Annotated in this window: 16 protein-coding genes; 3 read left to right on the top strand and 13 right to left on the bottom strand. The window is 73.5% G+C overall.

Annotated features, from left to right (window positions below):
- The first annotated feature begins 73 nt into the window (after positions 1-73).
- A complete protein-coding gene (locus QK442_RS10065) occupies positions 74-625 on the top strand; it encodes an NUDIX domain-containing protein (RefSeq protein WP_282693531.1) in 552 nt (183 codons plus the stop codon).
- A 307-nt stretch (positions 626-932) separates the two neighbouring features.
- On the opposite strand, the gene QK442_RS10060 is transcribed toward QK442_RS10065, so the two are convergent.
- From QK442_RS10060 to QK442_RS10010, 11 genes are all read right to left on the bottom strand, one after another.
- Complete coding sequence (locus QK442_RS10060) at positions 933-1592, bottom strand: PIG-L family deacetylase (protein ID WP_282693530.1); 660 nt, start codon at positions 1590-1592, stop codon at positions 933-935.
- Positions 1589-2893 carry a hypothetical protein gene (locus QK442_RS10055; RefSeq protein WP_282693529.1) on the bottom strand — a complete coding sequence of 435 codons (1305 nt, stop codon included), beginning with the start codon at positions 2891-2893 and terminating at the stop codon, positions 1589-1591. The genes QK442_RS10060 and QK442_RS10055 overlap by 4 nt, the downstream gene beginning before the upstream one ends.
- A complete protein-coding gene (locus QK442_RS10050) occupies positions 2890-3906 on the bottom strand; it encodes a phosphotransferase (protein ID WP_282693528.1) in 1017 nt (338 codons plus the stop codon). Before QK442_RS10050 ends, QK442_RS10055 begins: the two co-directional genes overlap by 4 nt.
- Positions 3903-5441, bottom strand: coding sequence for a Gfo/Idh/MocA family oxidoreductase (locus tag QK442_RS10045; RefSeq protein ID WP_282693527.1), 1539 nt, complete (start codon positions 5439-5441; stop codon positions 3903-3905). Before QK442_RS10045 ends, QK442_RS10050 begins: the two co-directional genes overlap by 4 nt.
- The gene (locus QK442_RS10040) at positions 5438-6583 is read right to left on the bottom strand and encodes an LLM class flavin-dependent oxidoreductase (protein ID WP_282693577.1); all 1146 of its coding nucleotides are present in this window, start codon (positions 6581-6583) and stop codon (positions 5438-5440) included. Before QK442_RS10040 ends, QK442_RS10045 begins: the two co-directional genes overlap by 4 nt.
- A 25-nt stretch (positions 6584-6608) precedes the next feature.
- Entirely contained in the window at positions 6609-7643 is a 1035-nt protein-coding gene (locus QK442_RS10035; protein WP_282693526.1) for an Ldh family oxidoreductase, read from the bottom strand.
- 37 nt (positions 7644-7680) lie between these two features.
- Entirely contained in the window at positions 7681-8514 is an 834-nt protein-coding gene (locus QK442_RS10030; protein ID WP_282693525.1) for a hypothetical protein, read from the bottom strand.
- Between the two features lie 92 nt (positions 8515-8606).
- Positions 8607-9506, bottom strand: a complete 900-nt coding sequence (locus QK442_RS10025) for an aminoglycoside phosphotransferase family protein (RefSeq protein ID WP_282693524.1) — start codon at positions 9504-9506, stop codon at positions 8607-8609.
- A gap of 121 nt (positions 9507-9627) precedes the next feature.
- Positions 9628-10803 carry a GNAT family N-acetyltransferase gene (locus QK442_RS10020; RefSeq protein WP_282693523.1) on the bottom strand — a complete coding sequence of 392 codons (1176 nt, stop codon included), beginning with the start codon at positions 10801-10803 and terminating at the stop codon, positions 9628-9630.
- 19 nt (positions 10804-10822) lie between these two features.
- Positions 10823-11371, bottom strand: coding sequence for a MaoC family dehydratase (locus QK442_RS10015; RefSeq protein ID WP_234338273.1), 549 nt, complete (start codon positions 11369-11371; stop codon positions 10823-10825).
- Positions 11371-12300, bottom strand: a complete 930-nt coding sequence (locus QK442_RS10010; protein WP_282693522.1) for a CoA ester lyase — start codon at positions 12298-12300, stop codon at positions 11371-11373. The genes QK442_RS10015 and QK442_RS10010 overlap by 1 nt, the downstream gene beginning before the upstream one ends.
- Positions 12301-12567: 267 nt before the next feature.
- Between QK442_RS10010 and QK442_RS10005 the strand changes: the two genes are divergently transcribed.
- Together QK442_RS10005 and QK442_RS10000 are read left to right on the top strand one after the other, a co-directional pair.
- Complete coding sequence (locus tag QK442_RS10005) at positions 12568-13656, top strand: XRE family transcriptional regulator (RefSeq protein ID WP_282693521.1); 1089 nt, start codon at positions 12568-12570, stop codon at positions 13654-13656.
- 21 nt (positions 13657-13677) lie between these two features.
- A complete protein-coding gene (locus QK442_RS10000) occupies positions 13678-14283 on the top strand; it encodes an HD domain-containing protein (RefSeq protein WP_282693520.1) in 606 nt (201 codons plus the stop codon).
- 125 nt (positions 14284-14408) lie between these two features.
- Here the strand turns inward: QK442_RS10000 and QK442_RS09995 are convergent, their stop codons facing one another.
- Positions 14409-15710, bottom strand: a complete 1302-nt coding sequence (locus QK442_RS09995; RefSeq protein WP_282693519.1) for a M14 family zinc carboxypeptidase — start codon at positions 15708-15710, stop codon at positions 14409-14411.
- Positions 15707-15952, bottom strand: coding sequence for a hypothetical protein (locus QK442_RS09990; RefSeq protein WP_234338274.1), 246 nt, complete (start codon positions 15950-15952; stop codon positions 15707-15709). The genes QK442_RS09995 and QK442_RS09990 overlap by 4 nt, the downstream gene beginning before the upstream one ends.
- Positions 15953-15961 lie beyond the last annotated feature (9 nt).

The following is a 15961-nucleotide window of genomic DNA, read 5'->3' as shown; positions in this document are numbered from 1 at the left end:
CGGTGAACCACGGCCCCCGCCGGACTTGTAGAGTGCGACCCCCCCCGCCCGTACCCCTCGCTGGAGTCGAATCGTGGCAATCTCTGATTCCGACATCTCGGACGCTCTCGGTGCCTACTTGCAGCACCACCCGGACGAAGCCGCGCAGCTGTCGGAGCCTCTGCGGCTTCTGGCGGAAGGCCGGGACTTCGCCTCGCGGCGCAGCTTCCCCATGCACGTGACCGTCGGTGCCCTGCTCGTCCGCGACGACGCCGAGATCCTCCTCATCGAGCACCTCGCCTACGGCCTGACTCTTCAGCCCGGCGGTCACCTTGAGCCGACCGACGCCACCTTGGTCGAGGCGGCGGTGCGCGAGCTGACCGAGGAGACCGGCATGGACCCCCGGCAGGTCTCTGTGGTGTCCCCGACTCCCGTCTACGTCGAGTACGGCAAGGTGCCGGCCCGGCCGCAGAAGGACGAGCCGGAGCACTACCACCTGGACATCGGATACGCCTTCACCACGGTCCGTGGTGACGTCGGACGCATTCAGGAGTCCGAGGTGGCCGGCGCTGGCTGGTACCCGCTGGATGTGGCCGAGCGTCTTGTCGGACACCGCATCAGGCGAGCGGTCACGGCACCGGCCTAGATGCGCTGTGCCTGAGTACCGGTGGTCCCGGGCGCTCGTGCCAGGGGCGCACTCGTCAGCACGTCGGCGGCCCTGCTCGCCTCGCTGCCGGACCATGGATGTCAGCCTTCGTGCTCGGAAACGGTAGGGGCGGATTCGATCAGTCGAAGGAGGGCTTGCTGTCCCGGCTTCGCTTGAGCTCGTAGAACCCGTCTGTCGCTGTGGCCTGGAGCAGGCGGTCCCAAGCTGTGCGTGAGAGTGATCATCAGGTGTGTCTTCCTGGTCATGCGGTCGGCAGGGGGTGGAAAAGGGGCGTCGGTGGCCTCGTCTACGGACGGGAGGCGTGGAGGATCTGGCGGATGGTGCGGAACATCTCGGCGCCGTGGGCGCCGTCGGGGAAGCGCTCGACGACGCGGTGGTGCACGTGCTGCCGGTAGGCCAGTTCGGTCAGCCCGCTGAAGACCTTCATGTCGAGCTGTTCCTGGGAGGAGAAGCAGGCCAGGGCTTCCTGCTTGGCGGCCAGGAGTTGGGGGGTTCCGACGAAGTAGAGGTTCGGCTCGAAGTTGCGGCTGTAGGGGGAGCGGAAGTGGATCAGGTCGGCGGCCTCGCGCATCGCGACGGTGGTGGCCTCTTCGCCGGTGACGGCGTGGTCGAGGTGCTGGTCGTCGGGGTGATGGGTGTAGACGACGTCGGGACGCTCGATCGCGAAGGTGTCGAACAAGGCCGCGTTGACGGCGCCGCGGTGGTCGGTGAGACGGGTGTCGGGGATCTGGGAGAAGGTGTAGCCGCCGATACCGAGGACCTTCGCGGCGGCCAGGCACTCGTCGCGGCGCCTCGTGGCCTCGGCCGTGCCGGGGCGTCCGGCGGTCAGGCAGTGGACTCGGACACGGTCACCGGCCAGGACGTGGTCGCGGATGCGCATGCCCATGGCGAGTTCGGCGTCGTCGGGGTGGGCGACGACGACCAGGACGGACCGGGAGGCGGTCAACGGGACTCCTCGTGGGGGGTGATCTGCAGGGCGCTGTGCAGACGGCGGCCGTCGAGGCCCCGCCAGCGGAAGGGCTCGTGCTCGTTGCGGGGCCAGCGCAGGTAATGGAGGCTGCCTACGACATCCGCCGGTCCGCGCCCGTGCCGGTAGGCGATCTTGGAGGTCTGGCCGCCGTCGAGGTGGAACACCGCCGCCGGGTCGTGGCCAGCCCGCACGCACAGCTCGGCGGCCTCCTGGACGGTGACGCCCTGGAACGCGGGGGCGAGCGGTGCGCCGTCCAAGACGGTCAGGGCCAGGTGCCGGCCGTCGAGCGCGAGCAGGGTACGGGCGTAGCGGACGTCGGGGCGGAACGGGCTGGTTCCCAGGCTCTGGTCCCAGGGCGCAGTGCGGCCGGCGGCGGCGTCGGCGGCGGACGGCCCCAGGGACAGGGCACTTTCGATGCCGGCGGTGGCGAAGGCGTCGATTGCCGTGACGCGGACGGGCGCGTTCGTGACGAGGTGGGCGGGCCAGGGGTGGTGAGCGCGCAGGATGTAGGCGCCGGCGAACAGGTCGGCGCCGCCGCCGGGATGCAGGGCGGTGATCCTGGCCCCGGCGGGTGAAAGAGAGACGGTGCAGTCGAGGGCCTGCGGATCGCGGGGTGTGGTGTTGGCGGCCGGGTCGACGTCACGACGGAAGCCCGTGCGGGGATGGTCGTGGTAGCGGATGCGGCAGTTCGCCGCACCGAACACGGTGAGGTGGCCGGCCGGGGCCGGGCTCGGCGCGGGGTCCTTCGAACCGGTCCAGGTGTGCGGGTGGCCGGCGACGGTGAGGATGCCGGTGGCGGCCAGGGTGCGCACGAGCGGACGGCCGTGGTGGATGAGGAGGGCGGGTTTGGTGACGGTGGGCAGGCTGGCGGCGTGGTGGTCGCGGACGGCGAGGTCGAGGCAGGGCTCGGCGGGCTGGTAGGCGGGGTCGTCGGAGATGTAGGCGAAGGTGCCGGAGACCGCGGCGGCGACGGGGCCGCTGACGAGGCGGCGCAGGTGGAAGCCGCGCGGGCAGGAGACGGGCCGGCAGTCGGCGCGGTCGGGGTCGAGGGTGAGGGTGTAGGCGTTGGTCAGGCCGCCGCCGCCGAGGCTGATCGGTCGGGTGGTGAGGACGACGCCCGGCGCGAGAATGCGGGTCCGCGCTGGGGCGGGGCGGGCGAACGGGCTCTGGTCGCGGGCCAGCGACTGGACGCTGGGCACGTGGATGCCGCGGGCACGCAGTTCGGCGAGCGGGTCCTGCTCCGGCGTGCCGCCGGGCGGAGCGAAGGGCGCGTTCACGACGTCACCGGCCCGGTGGCGGCATCGAGCAGGTCGCGGACGGTGAACGGCCCGGTAGCCAGCAGGCGCCGCAGGCTGTGACGCAGACGGCCGGCAGCGGCGGGCGGACTGGTCGCCGGGTAGGGGACGGTGCGCGCCTCCAGCCGGTACAGCAGCACCCCCGCTGCCACCGCCGCGAGGAGGTCGTCGTCGCGCCAGGGCCGGGCGGGGCCCGGGAAGGTGTAGGCGTCGAGGAACGCGCCGGCGAGCGGGTGCAGGCGCGACGGCCGGGTGATGTGGTGCAGGACCAGGTGGGCGAGGAGGTAGCCGAGGTCGAACAGCGGCGCGCCCGTGTGCACGTTGTCGAGGTCGACGAAGGCGGTCCGTCCCGCCGCCAGGCTGAGGTTCTTCGGACAGGCGTCGCCGAGGATCAGCTGCTGGCCGGGCAGAGCGTCCAGGCGGCGACACGCCTCGTCGAGGACGGGGTGGCCGCTGGAGCGCAGGCAGTAGCCGTAGGCGTGCTCGGCGCGGAAGAGGCCGTCGCCGTCGCCGTCACGCAGCGGCGGCAGGCCGGCGGTGGCGTCATGGACGCGGGTCAGGGCGGTGGCCAGGCGTGTGCACTCCTTGGCGGTGGCGGCGCGCTGGTCGAGGTGCTCGCGCCAGGTCCGGCCGTCGGGGAAGACATCGGTCATCACCATGGCGTGTGCGTCGGGCAGGAACGCCAGGACCTGCGGGAACAGGTCAGGCAGCAGGCCGTGGTGCAGCGTCAGGGCCCGGTGCTCGACCGCGATGAGCGCCGGGTCGGTCGCGATGTGCCGGATCCTGGCGAAGCGGTGGCCGCGGATCTTCACGATGACGTTGCCCGCCTCGCCGCGGACACGGAAGACGTGGGCGACGTTGCCGCCGAGGCACTCCTCGACGCTGGTGAGGCGTCCGGTGTGGGGGCGGCACGCGGCGAGGACCTGCTGCAGGTGCGGCCCGAGGACCGCTCCCAGGCCGGGCGCGATGTGGCCGGGGGCGAGGGGGAGGGTCATCGCGTGGCTCCCAGGGCGGCGAGTGCGTGCCCGGCGCGCGGGGCCGGGGCGGTGGGGCGGAAGTCGAGGACGACGGGGTCGGCGGGCCGGCCGGTCGCGGTCCAGCGGCGGGACATCGACAGGTAGGCGCCTGCCATCAGGTGGGCCGGGCGCCGGTGGTCGGCCAGGTCCGAGGCCAGCTCCGCGCGGGGGACGTGGCCGGCCAGGTGGGCGAGGAATTCGGTGACGGCGCAGGTGCGGGCCGAGCGCTGGGTCGGCAACACAGTCCGGTCGCCGCAGTCCTCCACGAGGTCGGTGGAGCCGAGCGTCCGGTGGCGTTCCCAGCCCAGTCCCAGGCGGTCGTTGCGGAAGACGTGGAGCTCGATGTGGTCCGCGCCGCCCGCCGCGTGCCGGTCGATGCCGTCCTCGTCGCCGTGCAGGGTCTGCAGGACGTGCAGATGCAGAGCCTGGAAGGGCCCTTGCTGGATGAGGTGGCCCTCCTGCCCGATGCGGCCGTTGTCCTTGTAGAGGCCGCCGGCCACGGTGTGGAGGTTGCCGCGCTGGGAGAAGGTGGTGTGGGCGAGGTTGTGGCTGCCGAGCGCCATCACCCGGCCGCGGCTGCGGTAGGTGACGTTGAGGAACACATCGACCTCGCCGAATCCGGCGGTGAGCCGGTCCAGGTCCTGCTCGGTGTACGGGCTGCGGTCGGCGAAGCCGGGCAGCAGCCGTGCGTGGTCGGCGACGGTGAGCTGGGCGAGGAAGTCGGCTGGCCGGGTGCACGCGGCGTGGACCTCGATCTCGTCGATCTCCTTTCCCGGCCGCTCGCCCGCGGACAGCCACCACGGCACGGTGTCGAAGTGGTGGTAGCCGGAGTGCGCGGCCTTGCCGTACCCCCGGTTGAAGCCGTGATAGCCGAGGTCGACGAGTTCGTCCGGCAGCCGCCACTGGCCGTCGCCGTGACTGGACTGGACCGAGGTGACCGGGCAGTTCGTGGCCTCGGCCACCTCGGCGATCAGCTCCCTCACCCGGCGGAACGCGGGGTGCCAGCGGCGCTGGCTCATCACGCTGACCACCATCCGCGGATCGCGCCGCCGCGCCGCCCGGTAGGCGTCCAGCAGGGTGTCGAAGTCGTCGGCGATCGCCTGCGCGGCCACCGGGTCGGTGGACGCGCCGGGATGCACGGTCAGCGGCTTGTCGAGCAGCACCGGCAGATCCCGCTCCATCGCCCACAGGGCGTAGGGCAGGTGTACGGACGGCTCGGTCGCCACCACGACCGCGCCGATTCGCTCCCGCTCCACCACGCCCTCCAGCACGCCCCGCACCCCGTCGGGCAGGGCCCGGCGGGAGACGGGGAAGGGCTCGACGGGAACGACGAGCATCCGCCGGGGACGGCCCGACGTGCCGTACTCGACCGCGGCGGCAGCCGCGTCGGGCAGGTCAATGCCGGTGACGGTGCCGGCGAGGCCCGCGTCCTGTGCGACGGCCAGCGCGGGCAGGTGGTTGAGGCGGGTGTGCGGCCCGACCCCGACGACCAGCACGTTCACGGCGCCGCTCACCTGCCCACCGCCCTGCGGCCGATGCCGGCGCCGAGCAGCGGCAGGACGCCCTCGCCGACCTCGTACGCCTCTTCCAGGTGGGGGAACCCGGAGAGGATGAACTCCGTGATGCCGAGGTCCGCGTACTCGGTGATCCGGTCGGCTACCTCGCGGTGCGAGCCGACCAGCGCGGTGCCGGCGCCTCCGCGCAGTAGCCCCACCCCGGCCCATACGTTCGGCCACACCTCCAGGTCGGAGGTCCGGCCGCTGTCCCGGAAGGCGGCGTGCAGGCTGCTCTGCCGGGCCTGCCCGGTGGACTGGCTGTGGGCCAAGGTGGCCTGCACCCGTGCGACGTGCTCCGGGTCGATGCCGGTCAGCAGGCGCTCGGCGGCGGCCCACGCCTGCTCGCTCGTGTCGCGGGCGACGACGTGGAACCGGATCCCGAACCGCGGCGCCTGGCGCCCGGCGTCGGCGGCCAGGGCGCGGATGCGGTCCAGCTTGGCGGCGACGTCGGCGGGCGGTTCGCCCCACGTGAGATAGACATCCGCGTGCCGGGCGGCGACGGGGGCGGCCTCGGCGGAGGAGCCGCCGAAGTACACGCCGGGCAGCGGGCCAGGGGGCGAGAAGACGGTGGTTCCCCGTACGTCGTAGTGCGTGCCGGTGAAGTCGAACGGCTTGCCGGACAGGGCGCCGCGCAGGACGGTCAGCCACTCGTCGGTGCGGGTGTAGCGGGCGGCCTTGTCGAGGTGGTCGCCGAAGCGGGCCTGCTCGGCCGCATCGCCGCCGGTCACGACGTTCAGCAGCAGCCGGCCCCGGGTCTGCCGCTGGAACGTCGCGGCCATCTGCGCGGCGAGCGTCGGGGATATCGAGTCCGGGCGCTGCGCGACCAGGAACTTCAGGCGCTCGGTGGCCTGGGCGAGGGCGGCGCAGGTGACCCACGGGTCCTCGTTGAACGTGCCGGCGGGGGTGAGGATCGCGTCGAACCCCATGTGCTCGGCGGCCTGCGCGATCTGGGTCATGTAGCGCAGGTCGGGGGCGCGGTGCCGGTCGGCGCCCGGGGCGGTGCCGGTGGTCGTGTCGTGGCCGGGCCCGTGGACGCCGCGCATCCCGGTGGTCAGGGTGCGGCCGTCGCTGCCGGTCGGCAGGAACCAGTGGAACTGCAAGCGGGTCAAGTCGGTCTCCTGGGGTTCAGTCGGAGGTGAAGTCGCCGGCCGCGCGGGCGGACAGGCGGGCGAGCAGCGGCCCGGGGACGGCGATGGTGCCCTTCTCGCGGGCGGCGGCTTCGAGGGCGCGGCCCTGGTCGCCGGGCACGCGCCACGTGCCGTCGGCCGTCGCCGCGTCCCGTAGCCGGTCGGCGAGGCGCGTGTTCGCGGTGGCCGCGTTCTGGCCGGGGGCGGCGAAGGCGGGGTCGAGGGCGAGGAAGGCGTAGCCGGTGGTCCAGGTGGAGTCGACGTCGTCTCCCATGGGGAAGCCGAACACGGAGCCGGCCAGAGCCTGCACGAGCAGGGACAGGGCGAGGCCGCGGTGGTCGCCGAAGACGATCGCGGAGGACGCGGCGTGGGGGTCGCGGGTGGCACGGCCGCCGGCGTCGACGAAGCACCCTTCGGGCAGAGGCCGGCCCGAGCGGCGGTGCTCCCACAGCACGCCCATCGGCGCCAGCGTGGTGCCCATGTCCGCGCTCAGGGGCTCGCCGAGGGTGGGCAGGGCGAAGGAGAGGGGGTTGACGCCGAGGACGGGGGTGGCGCCGCCGGCCGGGACGGCTTCGGCCCGGGAGGTGTTGGCGGCGATGCCGACCAGGCCCTGTGCGGCGATGGCCTCGGTGAACGTGGACAGGACGCCGTAGCGCTGGGAGTTGATGACCCCGACCAGACCGACGCCGAGACGGCGGGCCCGCTCGATGGCCGCAGTGGTCGCGAAACCGGCGCTGAGCGGTCCGATCTCGCGGTGCGCGTCGACGACGGCGAACGCCCCGCGCTCGCGGACGATCTCGGGCGGGGACTGCCGCTCGGGGAAGAACCGCGATTCGAAGGCGAACTTCGCCAGCCCGTGGGACGGTTTGCCGCGCAGTTCTCCGGTCAGGAAGTGGGCGGCCACCAGGCGGGCCGCGCTGTCGCCGACGCCCGCGGCCGTGCAGGTCCGGACCATCAGGTCCTCGACGTAGGCGATCGGCACCTGCACGTTCGCCGGTTCGGCGGCAGGGCCGCGGACAGGGGTGTGGGACATGGTTCTCCGTTCGACGGGGCGGGAGAAGGGGAGCGGTTCAGGTGCGGGAGCGGTGCCAGGTCACGGCGGAGCGCAGCTGCCCCTCCCGCTCGGCGCGGCGAGCCGGAGGACAGGTGGCGACCTGCTCGGCCCGGCGCCGGACGAGCGCGGTGACGAAGGTGTCGGCGGCTTCGGTGGGGGCTGCGGCCCAGCCGGGCAGCGCCTGGCGGGCCCACGCCTCGGCGTCCGCCGCGGGGGTACCGGCGTCGATCAGCTGCGCGAGCAGGAACCCGGCGCTCAGCCACCCGGTTCCCCGGCCGGGCCATGCCCAGTCCAGCAGGACGGCACTGCCGCCTTGAACGAGGATGTTCCCCTCGTTCAGGTCGGTGTGCACGAGCCGGTCGCCGGCCAGCAGGCCGAGGTCCAGGCCCGCGCCGAGGTGCGCCCAGCGGTCCTCGACTCGCAGCGTGGCGGCGGCGGGGGCCGGCAGGGCCGCGAGGCGTCGCAGGGCGCCGGCGGCGGCGTCGCGGTCCGCCGAGCCCGGGGAAAGGTCGGCGGCCCGGCCGGGGACGTGCTCGAACAGCAGCCACCGCCAGGCGCCGGCGATGCCGTGGTGCAGCAGCTGGGGCGCGAGCGCGCGGACGGCGGGTGCGAGGCACGCCTCGGTGTCCAGGGTGGGCGCGTGGCGGTGGGACAGCGGAGTGGCCTTGAGGAACAGCCGGCGCCCGGGGACATCCAGGGACAGGCGCAGCCAGGCGGTTCTGCCCGCGGGAGCCTCGACGGCGTTGAGGACGGGTCCGGCAGCTGCCTCGACGGCGGCGCGCAGCGGCTGCGGGACGCCGCCCCACACGGCAGACGCGGCGTGAGCGGGCAGGCCGGGGACGAGATTCACCAAGCACCTCCTGATCCGGATCGCTGCGAGACAGAGGAAGCAAGAGCGCGGACCCGAACCCGGGCGGGTGCCGGGTCCGCGCGCCGTGCGGACTACGGCCGGGGTGCGGCCATCCGGTCCAGGACGAGGTGGCCGCGCGCCACGAGCTCGTCGCGGCCCTTGGCCAGGCCGTTGCGCAGGTAGGACACGCCGAGGCGGACGGTCAGCAGATGCAGAAGGCGGTCCTCCTCGGCCGTCAGCGGCCGGCCGTAGCCCGTGAAGTACGCCTCGCGCAGCTCCGGGCGGACGGACCAGACCGCGCCGCACAGCCACACGAACTCGGACGCGGCGATGCCGTGCGCGGCCATCGCGAAGTCGATCAGGCCGTGGTGACCGCTGTCCTCGTCGTACAGCCAGTTCCGGGTCTCGTAGTCGCCGTGCCGGTAGACCAGCGGCAGCTGCTCGGCGAGTCCGGGAAGTTCCTTCGACGCGGCCTCGACCAGGGCGAGCCGGTCGGCGGCCAGGTACGGCGCGACCTCCTCCAGGCAGTCGGCGGCCTCACGGGCCTTGGCCTCCATGTCGGACCGCACCGCCGCGCGGTCCGCGTCCGTACCGGGCTCGGACGCGTCGTGCCAGCGGCGCAGCAGCCGCCCGGCGTCCTCGTACAGGCGCAGCTCGGCGCCGGCCTGAAGGGGCAGGTCCCGTACGACACGGCCGGGCAGCGGCGTGCTGAGGATCGCGCGCAGGCCCGGGTCACAGGCCAGCAGCCGCGGCGCCTCCGTCTCGCTCAGGTGCGCTGCGGTGAAGGCGTATCCGGCGACCTCGCGCTCGAAGTCGAGGTCGTTGGGGCTGATCTTCACGTAGGCGTCCCGGCCGGCCGCGCTCACGCGCCACACGAGGGAGGTGCTGCGCGGCCAGGAACGGTCCTCGTTCGCGTCCAGGCCGGGCAGGTGGCCGGCGACCCAGTCGCGCAGCTCGGGCGGGAAGGGCTTGGTGGGCTTGGCGGTCGTCATGAAGATCGGTCTCCGAACGGGCGTGGAGCGGGTGGATTCGGTGGGGCCGTACACGCGGGTGTGCGGGGCGTGCGGCGGTTCCTGCCGGTTCAACGGCCGGATGCCGGGCGGGGTGCGAGGGTCAGAAGTAGTCGGCGAGCCACGGCTCCCGGTCGGCGGTGGCGGCCAGCAGGCGGGCGAGGACGGCCTTCTCCCCGCGCAGGCCCGCCAGCGCGGCGGCGGCCGGACTGCGGTAGCCGCCGGCGTACCAGAGCGCGAACTGCCCCATCGTCAGGGTGACGTCGGCGGTACGGCCGCGCTGCGCGCCGCCGGGGGTGAGGCGGGCGCTGCCGGCGCTGATGTTCAGGGTGTGGCGGCTGAATCCGGCGCCGTTCAGGTCGGCGAGGTCGAGCACGATCTCGTCGTCCAGGTGCCCGGGCCAGCCGCGCAGCTCGACGGCGCGGGCGGGGTCGAGGATGCGCAGCATCCACGGGTGCCAGGCTCTGGCCGTCGCCGTGCCGACGTTCGCTAGGCGCTGCTGCAGCAGCGGGCCGGGCGGCAGGCCGGTGCGCTCGAACATCACGGTGGCGGTGCGGCCGTGGTGCCGTCCGAGGAAGGCGAGCATCGCGTCGGCGGTCGGCGCGTCGGCGGCCCAGAAGTCGTGGACGACCAGCTGCCGGCCGCCCGGGGTGCGCTGCGTCGCCGTCGACAGGACACCGCTCGCCTCCCGCCCGTGCCCGGCGAACGCGTAGGTCTCCATGTCCGGGTGCCGCTCCTGCTGCCATGCGCCCCACCACGCGGGACGCTGCCACGGCCCGTTCCACCGCCCGGCCAGCCGGTCCCGCAGCTCCGCGAGCTGCGCCGTGTCGCCGTGGGTGATCTCCATCGTGTCGGCGGCGGTCTGCTTGAGGGCGGCGGTGGGCACCGTCCAGGAGAACACCTGCGCCGGGGCCTCCCAGCCCAGCCGCCGCACGTAGCCGTTGGAGGCCGTCCACAGCGTGGCGAGGATCGCGCCCTGGTCCCGCAGGGCGCGCATCCGCTCCTGAGCGAGGCGGGCGGCGAGGCGGTCGCCGCGCTCCTCCGGGGCGACGCAGCCGCAGCCCATGCTCGCGGCGGGCACCGGCCGGCCGCCGAACCACTGCGGCACGAGCATGCCCATGCCCCCGGCGACGACCCGGCCGCCGCGCAGCGCCACCCGTCGGTCCGCGTACGGCCCCAGACGGGTGACGTCGGGCACCGCCTGGCCGTAGGCGCGGCGGGCCAGAGCGTTGTACTCCTCCCACTGGGCCTCGTCGGCCGCGGTGAACTCCACGTCCATGGTGACTCCCCGTCGTCTTCTAGTAGCCGGTGGCGTCGCGGACGACGTCCGGGTCGGCGGGGACGAAGAAGGTGCGGGTGCCGGTGACGACCAGCTCGCCTCGCTGGTTGAACCCGTCGACCCGGCAGGTGACGATGCCCTGGTCGGGGCGGCTGTTCGAGCGGCGGGCGGACAGGACGGTGCTGCGCGCGGACAGGGTGTCGCCGACGTGGACGGGCACCATCCACCTGACCTCGTCCAGGGCGAGGTTGCCGGTGGTCATGCCGCTGGTCGTGCGGACCGTCATGCCGAGCACGATGCTGAGGGTGAGCATCCCGCACACCAGAACCCGAGGGTGGCCGGTGCTGTGGCAGTACTCGATGTCGGAGTGGATGGGTGCTTCGTTGCCCATCAGCGCGAGGACCTGGACGTGCTCGGCCTCGGTCACCGTCCGGGCCGGCCGGTGCTCGATGACCAGGCCGGGGACGAGGTCGTCCAGGCCCAGGCCGACGACCTCCCGGAGGCGGCCGTCCTCCACCTGGCGGAATCCGGCCGGGACGGGCAACGAGGGCTGCTGCTTCTGCATCATCAGCTCGCTTTCGTGACAGAGGTGGTGGTGACGGCGGGGCGGTGACCGGCTCGGCGGACGACGGCGAGGGCGGCCTCGACGAGCGGCGGCCCCACCATCACGCCGTCCGCCGCGGTGATGGCAGCTCCCGAATTCGCTGCCGAGGAGGCGGCGTCGAGCACCGCACGAGCGGCCTCCAGCTCGCGCGGGCTCGGAGCGAACGCCTGCGCGATGACGCTCAGCTGGCGCGGGTGGACCGCGACCTTGCCCGTGAAGCCCAGCTCGACCGCTTCCAGGGCGTCCCGCCGCAGGCCGTCGTGGTCGTCGAGGGAGAAGAAGGGCGAGTCCACGGCCAGAATCCCGGCGGCGGCGGCCTCAGTGACGAGCTGAGCGCGCGGGTACCACATCGCCCGGGACGTGAGCCGGCACCCGGCCGCCGCCGCGTAGTCGGCCGCGCCGAAGAGCACGCCCGCCAGGCCCGGAGTGTGCACGATGCCGGGCAGCCCGACGACTCCCCGCGGGGACTCGATCAGCGCCCAGACCTTCGGCGGCGCCTGCGCCCCGCGCAGGGCCTGCACGACGGCCTCGATCTCGCGGCCCGACTCCACCTTGGGCACCACGACGAGGTCCGGCCACCGCCTTCCCTCGTCCATGGCGGCAAGGTCCCGCAGGCCCTCGGCGCCGCCCACCGCGTTGATCCGCACGCCCAGCAGCGGCCCGCCGGACCTCCGCGTCCGGGCATCGGCGAACGCCAGCACGGCCGCCCGGGCATCGGCCTTGGACCCGGCCGGCACCGAGTCCTCCAGGTCGAGCAGCACCACTTCGGCGCCGGATCCGACGGCCGTGCCGAAACGCGCGGGCGCGATACCGGGAGTCACCAGCCACGTCGGCCCACTGGGCCTGGCGGGGACGGGCGGCGCGGAGTTCGCCCGGTCCAACGGAGACTGCATGTCGATCTCCTCTCGAACGATCGCTCCGGTCATTGCCCGTACGGGCACGACGGACCGGAAGCAGGAACAGGGAATCGGGTAACGGCACCCGGACGACCGGGCATCGAACGGGGTCGGCATCGCGCTGCGCGCATCGGCCGATGCTTCGAACCGCTACGGCGGTCCGGCTCGCCGAACTAGCCTAGGAAGACCGCAATTCGAAAAAGACTCACTCCCGGTACGGGTTTGCCCCTGCGGGCACAGCCGGGGCGATCGGAAAGGACCGCCATGGGGAGCGGGGGCCGGACCGGCATCGGCGTGGTCTCGGGGTTCGTCCTTCGGATGCTGCGCGAGAGCATCCCCCTCCCGCAGACCGTTCTGGCCGAGCGTCTGGGTATCGACCTCGGTACCGTCCAGGGCTGGGAGAGCGGGCGCCGGCCGCTCGGCAACATCCGCGCGATGGACCTGCTGCAGCTGCGCCGGACCTTGGCGCCCCTGGGCGCCGACGGATCCCTGCTCGGTTGGCTGGACGCCGCGATGGACGCCGACCGGATCCTCACCGCCGTGCTGCACCCCTCGGCCGACCCCGCCGACCACCCGCTGGCGGGCTGGGTTCAGTCCCGCGAGACGGCGCACCTGGTCGCCTGGGCGGTACGTGGCATCATCCCGCCCGCCCTGCAGCCGCACGCCAACCGCCGGCGCCGCGGCCCGGCTCCTGCCGGCCCCCAGCTCTCGGCCGCCGACCGGGCGGACTTCTTCGCCCAGCTTCGCCGGACCGCGGAAAGCGCCGGTCGAGCAGGGGAACGAGGATTGCTCCTGCGCCGCCAGAGCCTCTACCTCGCCTCCTACGACCCCGCCCCCGACGCCGAGGACTGGGCCGAGCAGGCGCTGCGCACCATGCGCCCGGCCCTGGCACTGCGCGACTACACGCCACGGTGGATCGAGGCCCGCACCGCCGCGACGGTCGCCGCCCGCCGGGGCGACCCCGTGCCCCTGTACGACTTCGTCGACGCCCTGGCCGCCGACCAGCACAGCGAGCTCGCCAACCTCGCCTACTGGGCCTACTGGCTGGGCTCCATGCCACCCACCCAGCCGGACGACGACTTCCTCCACCGACCGGACCCGACCGCGTGGAATCCGCCCCACCTGTTCCAGCAGCTGACCGGCTCGCTCCACGACGCACCCGGCACCGTCGACCTGTACGTGCACTCCCTCCACACCCTGCTCCGCCTCCACCCCTGGCTTCCGCTCGCCGATCCCGCCTCCGCCCGGCACCTGAGGGAGCGCGCCGTCGAACTGCTCGACGCCAGGGTCCTGTCGCCGGTATCGCGCCACGACGTCGAAGCGGTCCACTACCTTCTCCAGCAGACGAACTGACGCACCGCCAGGAGCCACGACGTGCCCGAACCCGCACCCACCGACGCCGAGACCGCCGCAACAGCCGCCCTTCTTTTCGAGGCCGGAGCCCTGCGCAACCAGCCGCGCACCGGCTGGCCCTACGACGGCGTCCCCCTCTCCGCCACCGAGACCGTCGCCGAGCACAGCCACCGCACCACCGTCATCGGCGTCGCACTGGCCGCGATGGAAGGCGCCGACCCCGCCCGCACCGCCCTGCTGTGCACGCTCCACGACCTTCATGAGACCCGCATCGGCGACCAGACGCCGGTCACCCGCCGCTACGTCACGACCGCCGACCCCCGGAAGGTGACAGCCGACCAAGTGGCCGGGGCCCACCCGGCCTTCGGAGACGCTGTGACAGCGGCCGTCGAGGAGTTCGAAGCCGGGGAGACCCTCGAAGCCAGGTGCGCCCGTGACGCCGACAAACTGGACTGCCTCTATCGCGCCTTGGAGTACCGGGCGATCGGATACCGCACCGACGGCAAGATCGAAAGGTGTCACGCCGCGTTGAAGACCGACTCCGCCCGCAGCCTCGCGGACGCCGCCACCGCGATGGAACCAGCCCAGTGGCAGCACGCGTTGCCCGGTGCACCAGCCGTTCACTGAGCTTCGCTGAACGGCTGCGATACCCCCCACGCCCCTTCCCAGCAGGCGCCGGGCGAGCGCGCTCCACAGCATCCCTGAGGGTGGCAAGAGGACAAGCACGCCGATGGCCATCACGGTGCGGCGGGTCACGCCCAGCCCTCCGGTCCAGGGACGCCAGGAGGCACTGCTGAGAGCAGTCCCGCCGTGGCCAGGACCATCTCGGCCTGGTAGCCGGCCGTACGCGACAGCGGCATGGGCCGGGGCCTGAGGGACTTCTCCGCCCGGTGGCACCAGGAGAGAAAAACGGCCTCGGTCTTCGCTCGCAGACCCTGGCGCTGTTCGCAGTCCGGAGCGGCGGCGAGGAACTGGTCAGCGTGCCGCAGGAGCATGCCCGCGGCGCGCGCCGGAATGAGGAGGACGAGGTCCTGGTCCCGGCTGGCCTCAGGGGTCTCCTGGATCTGCCGGACCATCAGGCGAGTGATCGAGCAGATCTCCTTCGCGGAGGCCAGGAACACGGTTTCCTGGTCCGAAGCCGCCATGAGTTCGGCGATGAGGTCGCCGAGTACGCAGCGGGCGTCCTCGAGAATCCCGATGGTCTCCTGGGGGGAAAGCCTGATGGGGGCGGAGGCCCACATCGGGACCTCCGGGAAGAGACCGAAGCCGCCGTGCCGGGCGGTGTAGTGGGCGCTGCTGGATCCGGCAGGTTCCCACTCGCGGTCGTCGCCCCCGCCGCGAGGACCGTCCGTCTCGGTGACGGCCGGCGGCGCCAAGAGGAATGCGCCTGCTCCGAAGGAGGGCAGACCGATGCAGTCCGACGGGGTCTCCTCGACACGCAGGCCGTACCGTGCCGCCAGATCCGCCATGGTCTGGGGGAGGGCGGGCTCGGCGCGGGAGGCCATCGCCCACACGCCGCCGGAGTCGCTGCCGTGCAGCGAGACGGTCAGTGCCGGCCGCAGGTCGTCGATCACACTCATGAGGGCGCGGGTCTCAGGCAGAGTCGCGTCGAAGGCGGGGGAGGGGAAGGTCCACTCAGGCTGAGCGGCGGCCACGGGCCGGTACATGCCGCGGTGGTACGACTCCAGCGTCGGCGGCCAGGTCGTCGACCACCAGTCCTGGTTGGCGGCGACGCCGTCGGGGTCTGCGCAGCCCACGAGGTGCCAGGAGACCTCCTCCCGGGCCTGGGGGTGCTCGGCGATGTACCGGGCGAGCGCCGGGATCACCGCGAGCCCGATCGGCTCGTTCGGGTGCGGGGCGCCGATGACGAGGACCTGCTTGGGGCCGCCGGGCAGGGTCAGCATGGTCACGGCGCGGCCGGCGCGGGAGCGGCCGATCTCGTGGAGGGTGCAGACGGCCGGGTGCTCGGCGGCGGTCTTCGCCAGCTCCCGGTCCAGCTCCTCCAGCGTGGGCGGCCGGTCACCGATGTAGGGGGCGAACGGATCAGGGGTCACGACCAGCCCTCCCCGCGGACGGCGCCGTCGGTCAGCGGAACGTCTTGGTGGGCGGGCCCCGGCGCGTCGGGCGCGTAGCGGTAGGTGCGGGTGCTGGTGCCTGCCGTGGCGTTGGCCGCGTCGTGCGGCTGCTCTTCGGCGTGCGGCTCCAGGTCCGGCACGGACGCGGCGGCGAGGCCGCGGACCCTGTCGAACTCGTCGGCGACCAGGCTTCCGGTCAGGGCGAGACCAGCGGCATTCACGCCGAGGAG

Origin of the sequence: Streptomyces sp. CC208A (genome assembly GCF_030010625.1) — a bacterium.
GTDB lineage: Bacteria > Actinomycetota > Actinomycetes > Streptomycetales > Streptomycetaceae > Streptomyces.
This window is presented reverse-complemented; position numbering and strand designations above follow the sequence as displayed.

Excerpts from the sequence above, each read along its gene's own strand:
- QK442_RS10050 (WP_282693528.1), bottom strand. The coding sequence starts at position 3,906 with ATGACCCTCCCCCTCGCCCCCGGCCACATCGCGCCCGGCCTGGGAGCG.
- QK442_RS10010 (WP_282693522.1), bottom strand. The coding sequence starts at position 12,300 with ATGCAGTCTCCGTTGGACCGGGCGAACTCCGCGCCGCCCGTCCCCGCC.
- QK442_RS10005 (WP_282693521.1), top strand. The coding sequence starts at position 12,568 with ATGGGGAGCGGGGGCCGGACCGGCATCGGCGTGGTCTCGGGGTTCGTC.
- QK442_RS10025 (WP_282693524.1), bottom strand. The coding sequence starts at position 9,506 with ATGACGACCGCCAAGCCCACCAAGCCCTTCCCGCCCGAGCTGCGCGAC.
- QK442_RS10015 (WP_234338273.1), bottom strand. The coding sequence starts at position 11,371 with ATGATGCAGAAGCAGCAGCCCTCGTTGCCCGTCCCGGCCGGATTCCGC.
- QK442_RS10035 (WP_282693526.1), bottom strand. The coding sequence starts at position 7,643 with ATGTCCCACACCCCTGTCCGCGGCCCTGCCGCCGAACCGGCGAACGTG.
- QK442_RS10020 (WP_282693523.1), bottom strand. The coding sequence starts at position 10,803 with ATGGACGTGGAGTTCACCGCGGCCGACGAGGCCCAGTGGGAGGAGTAC.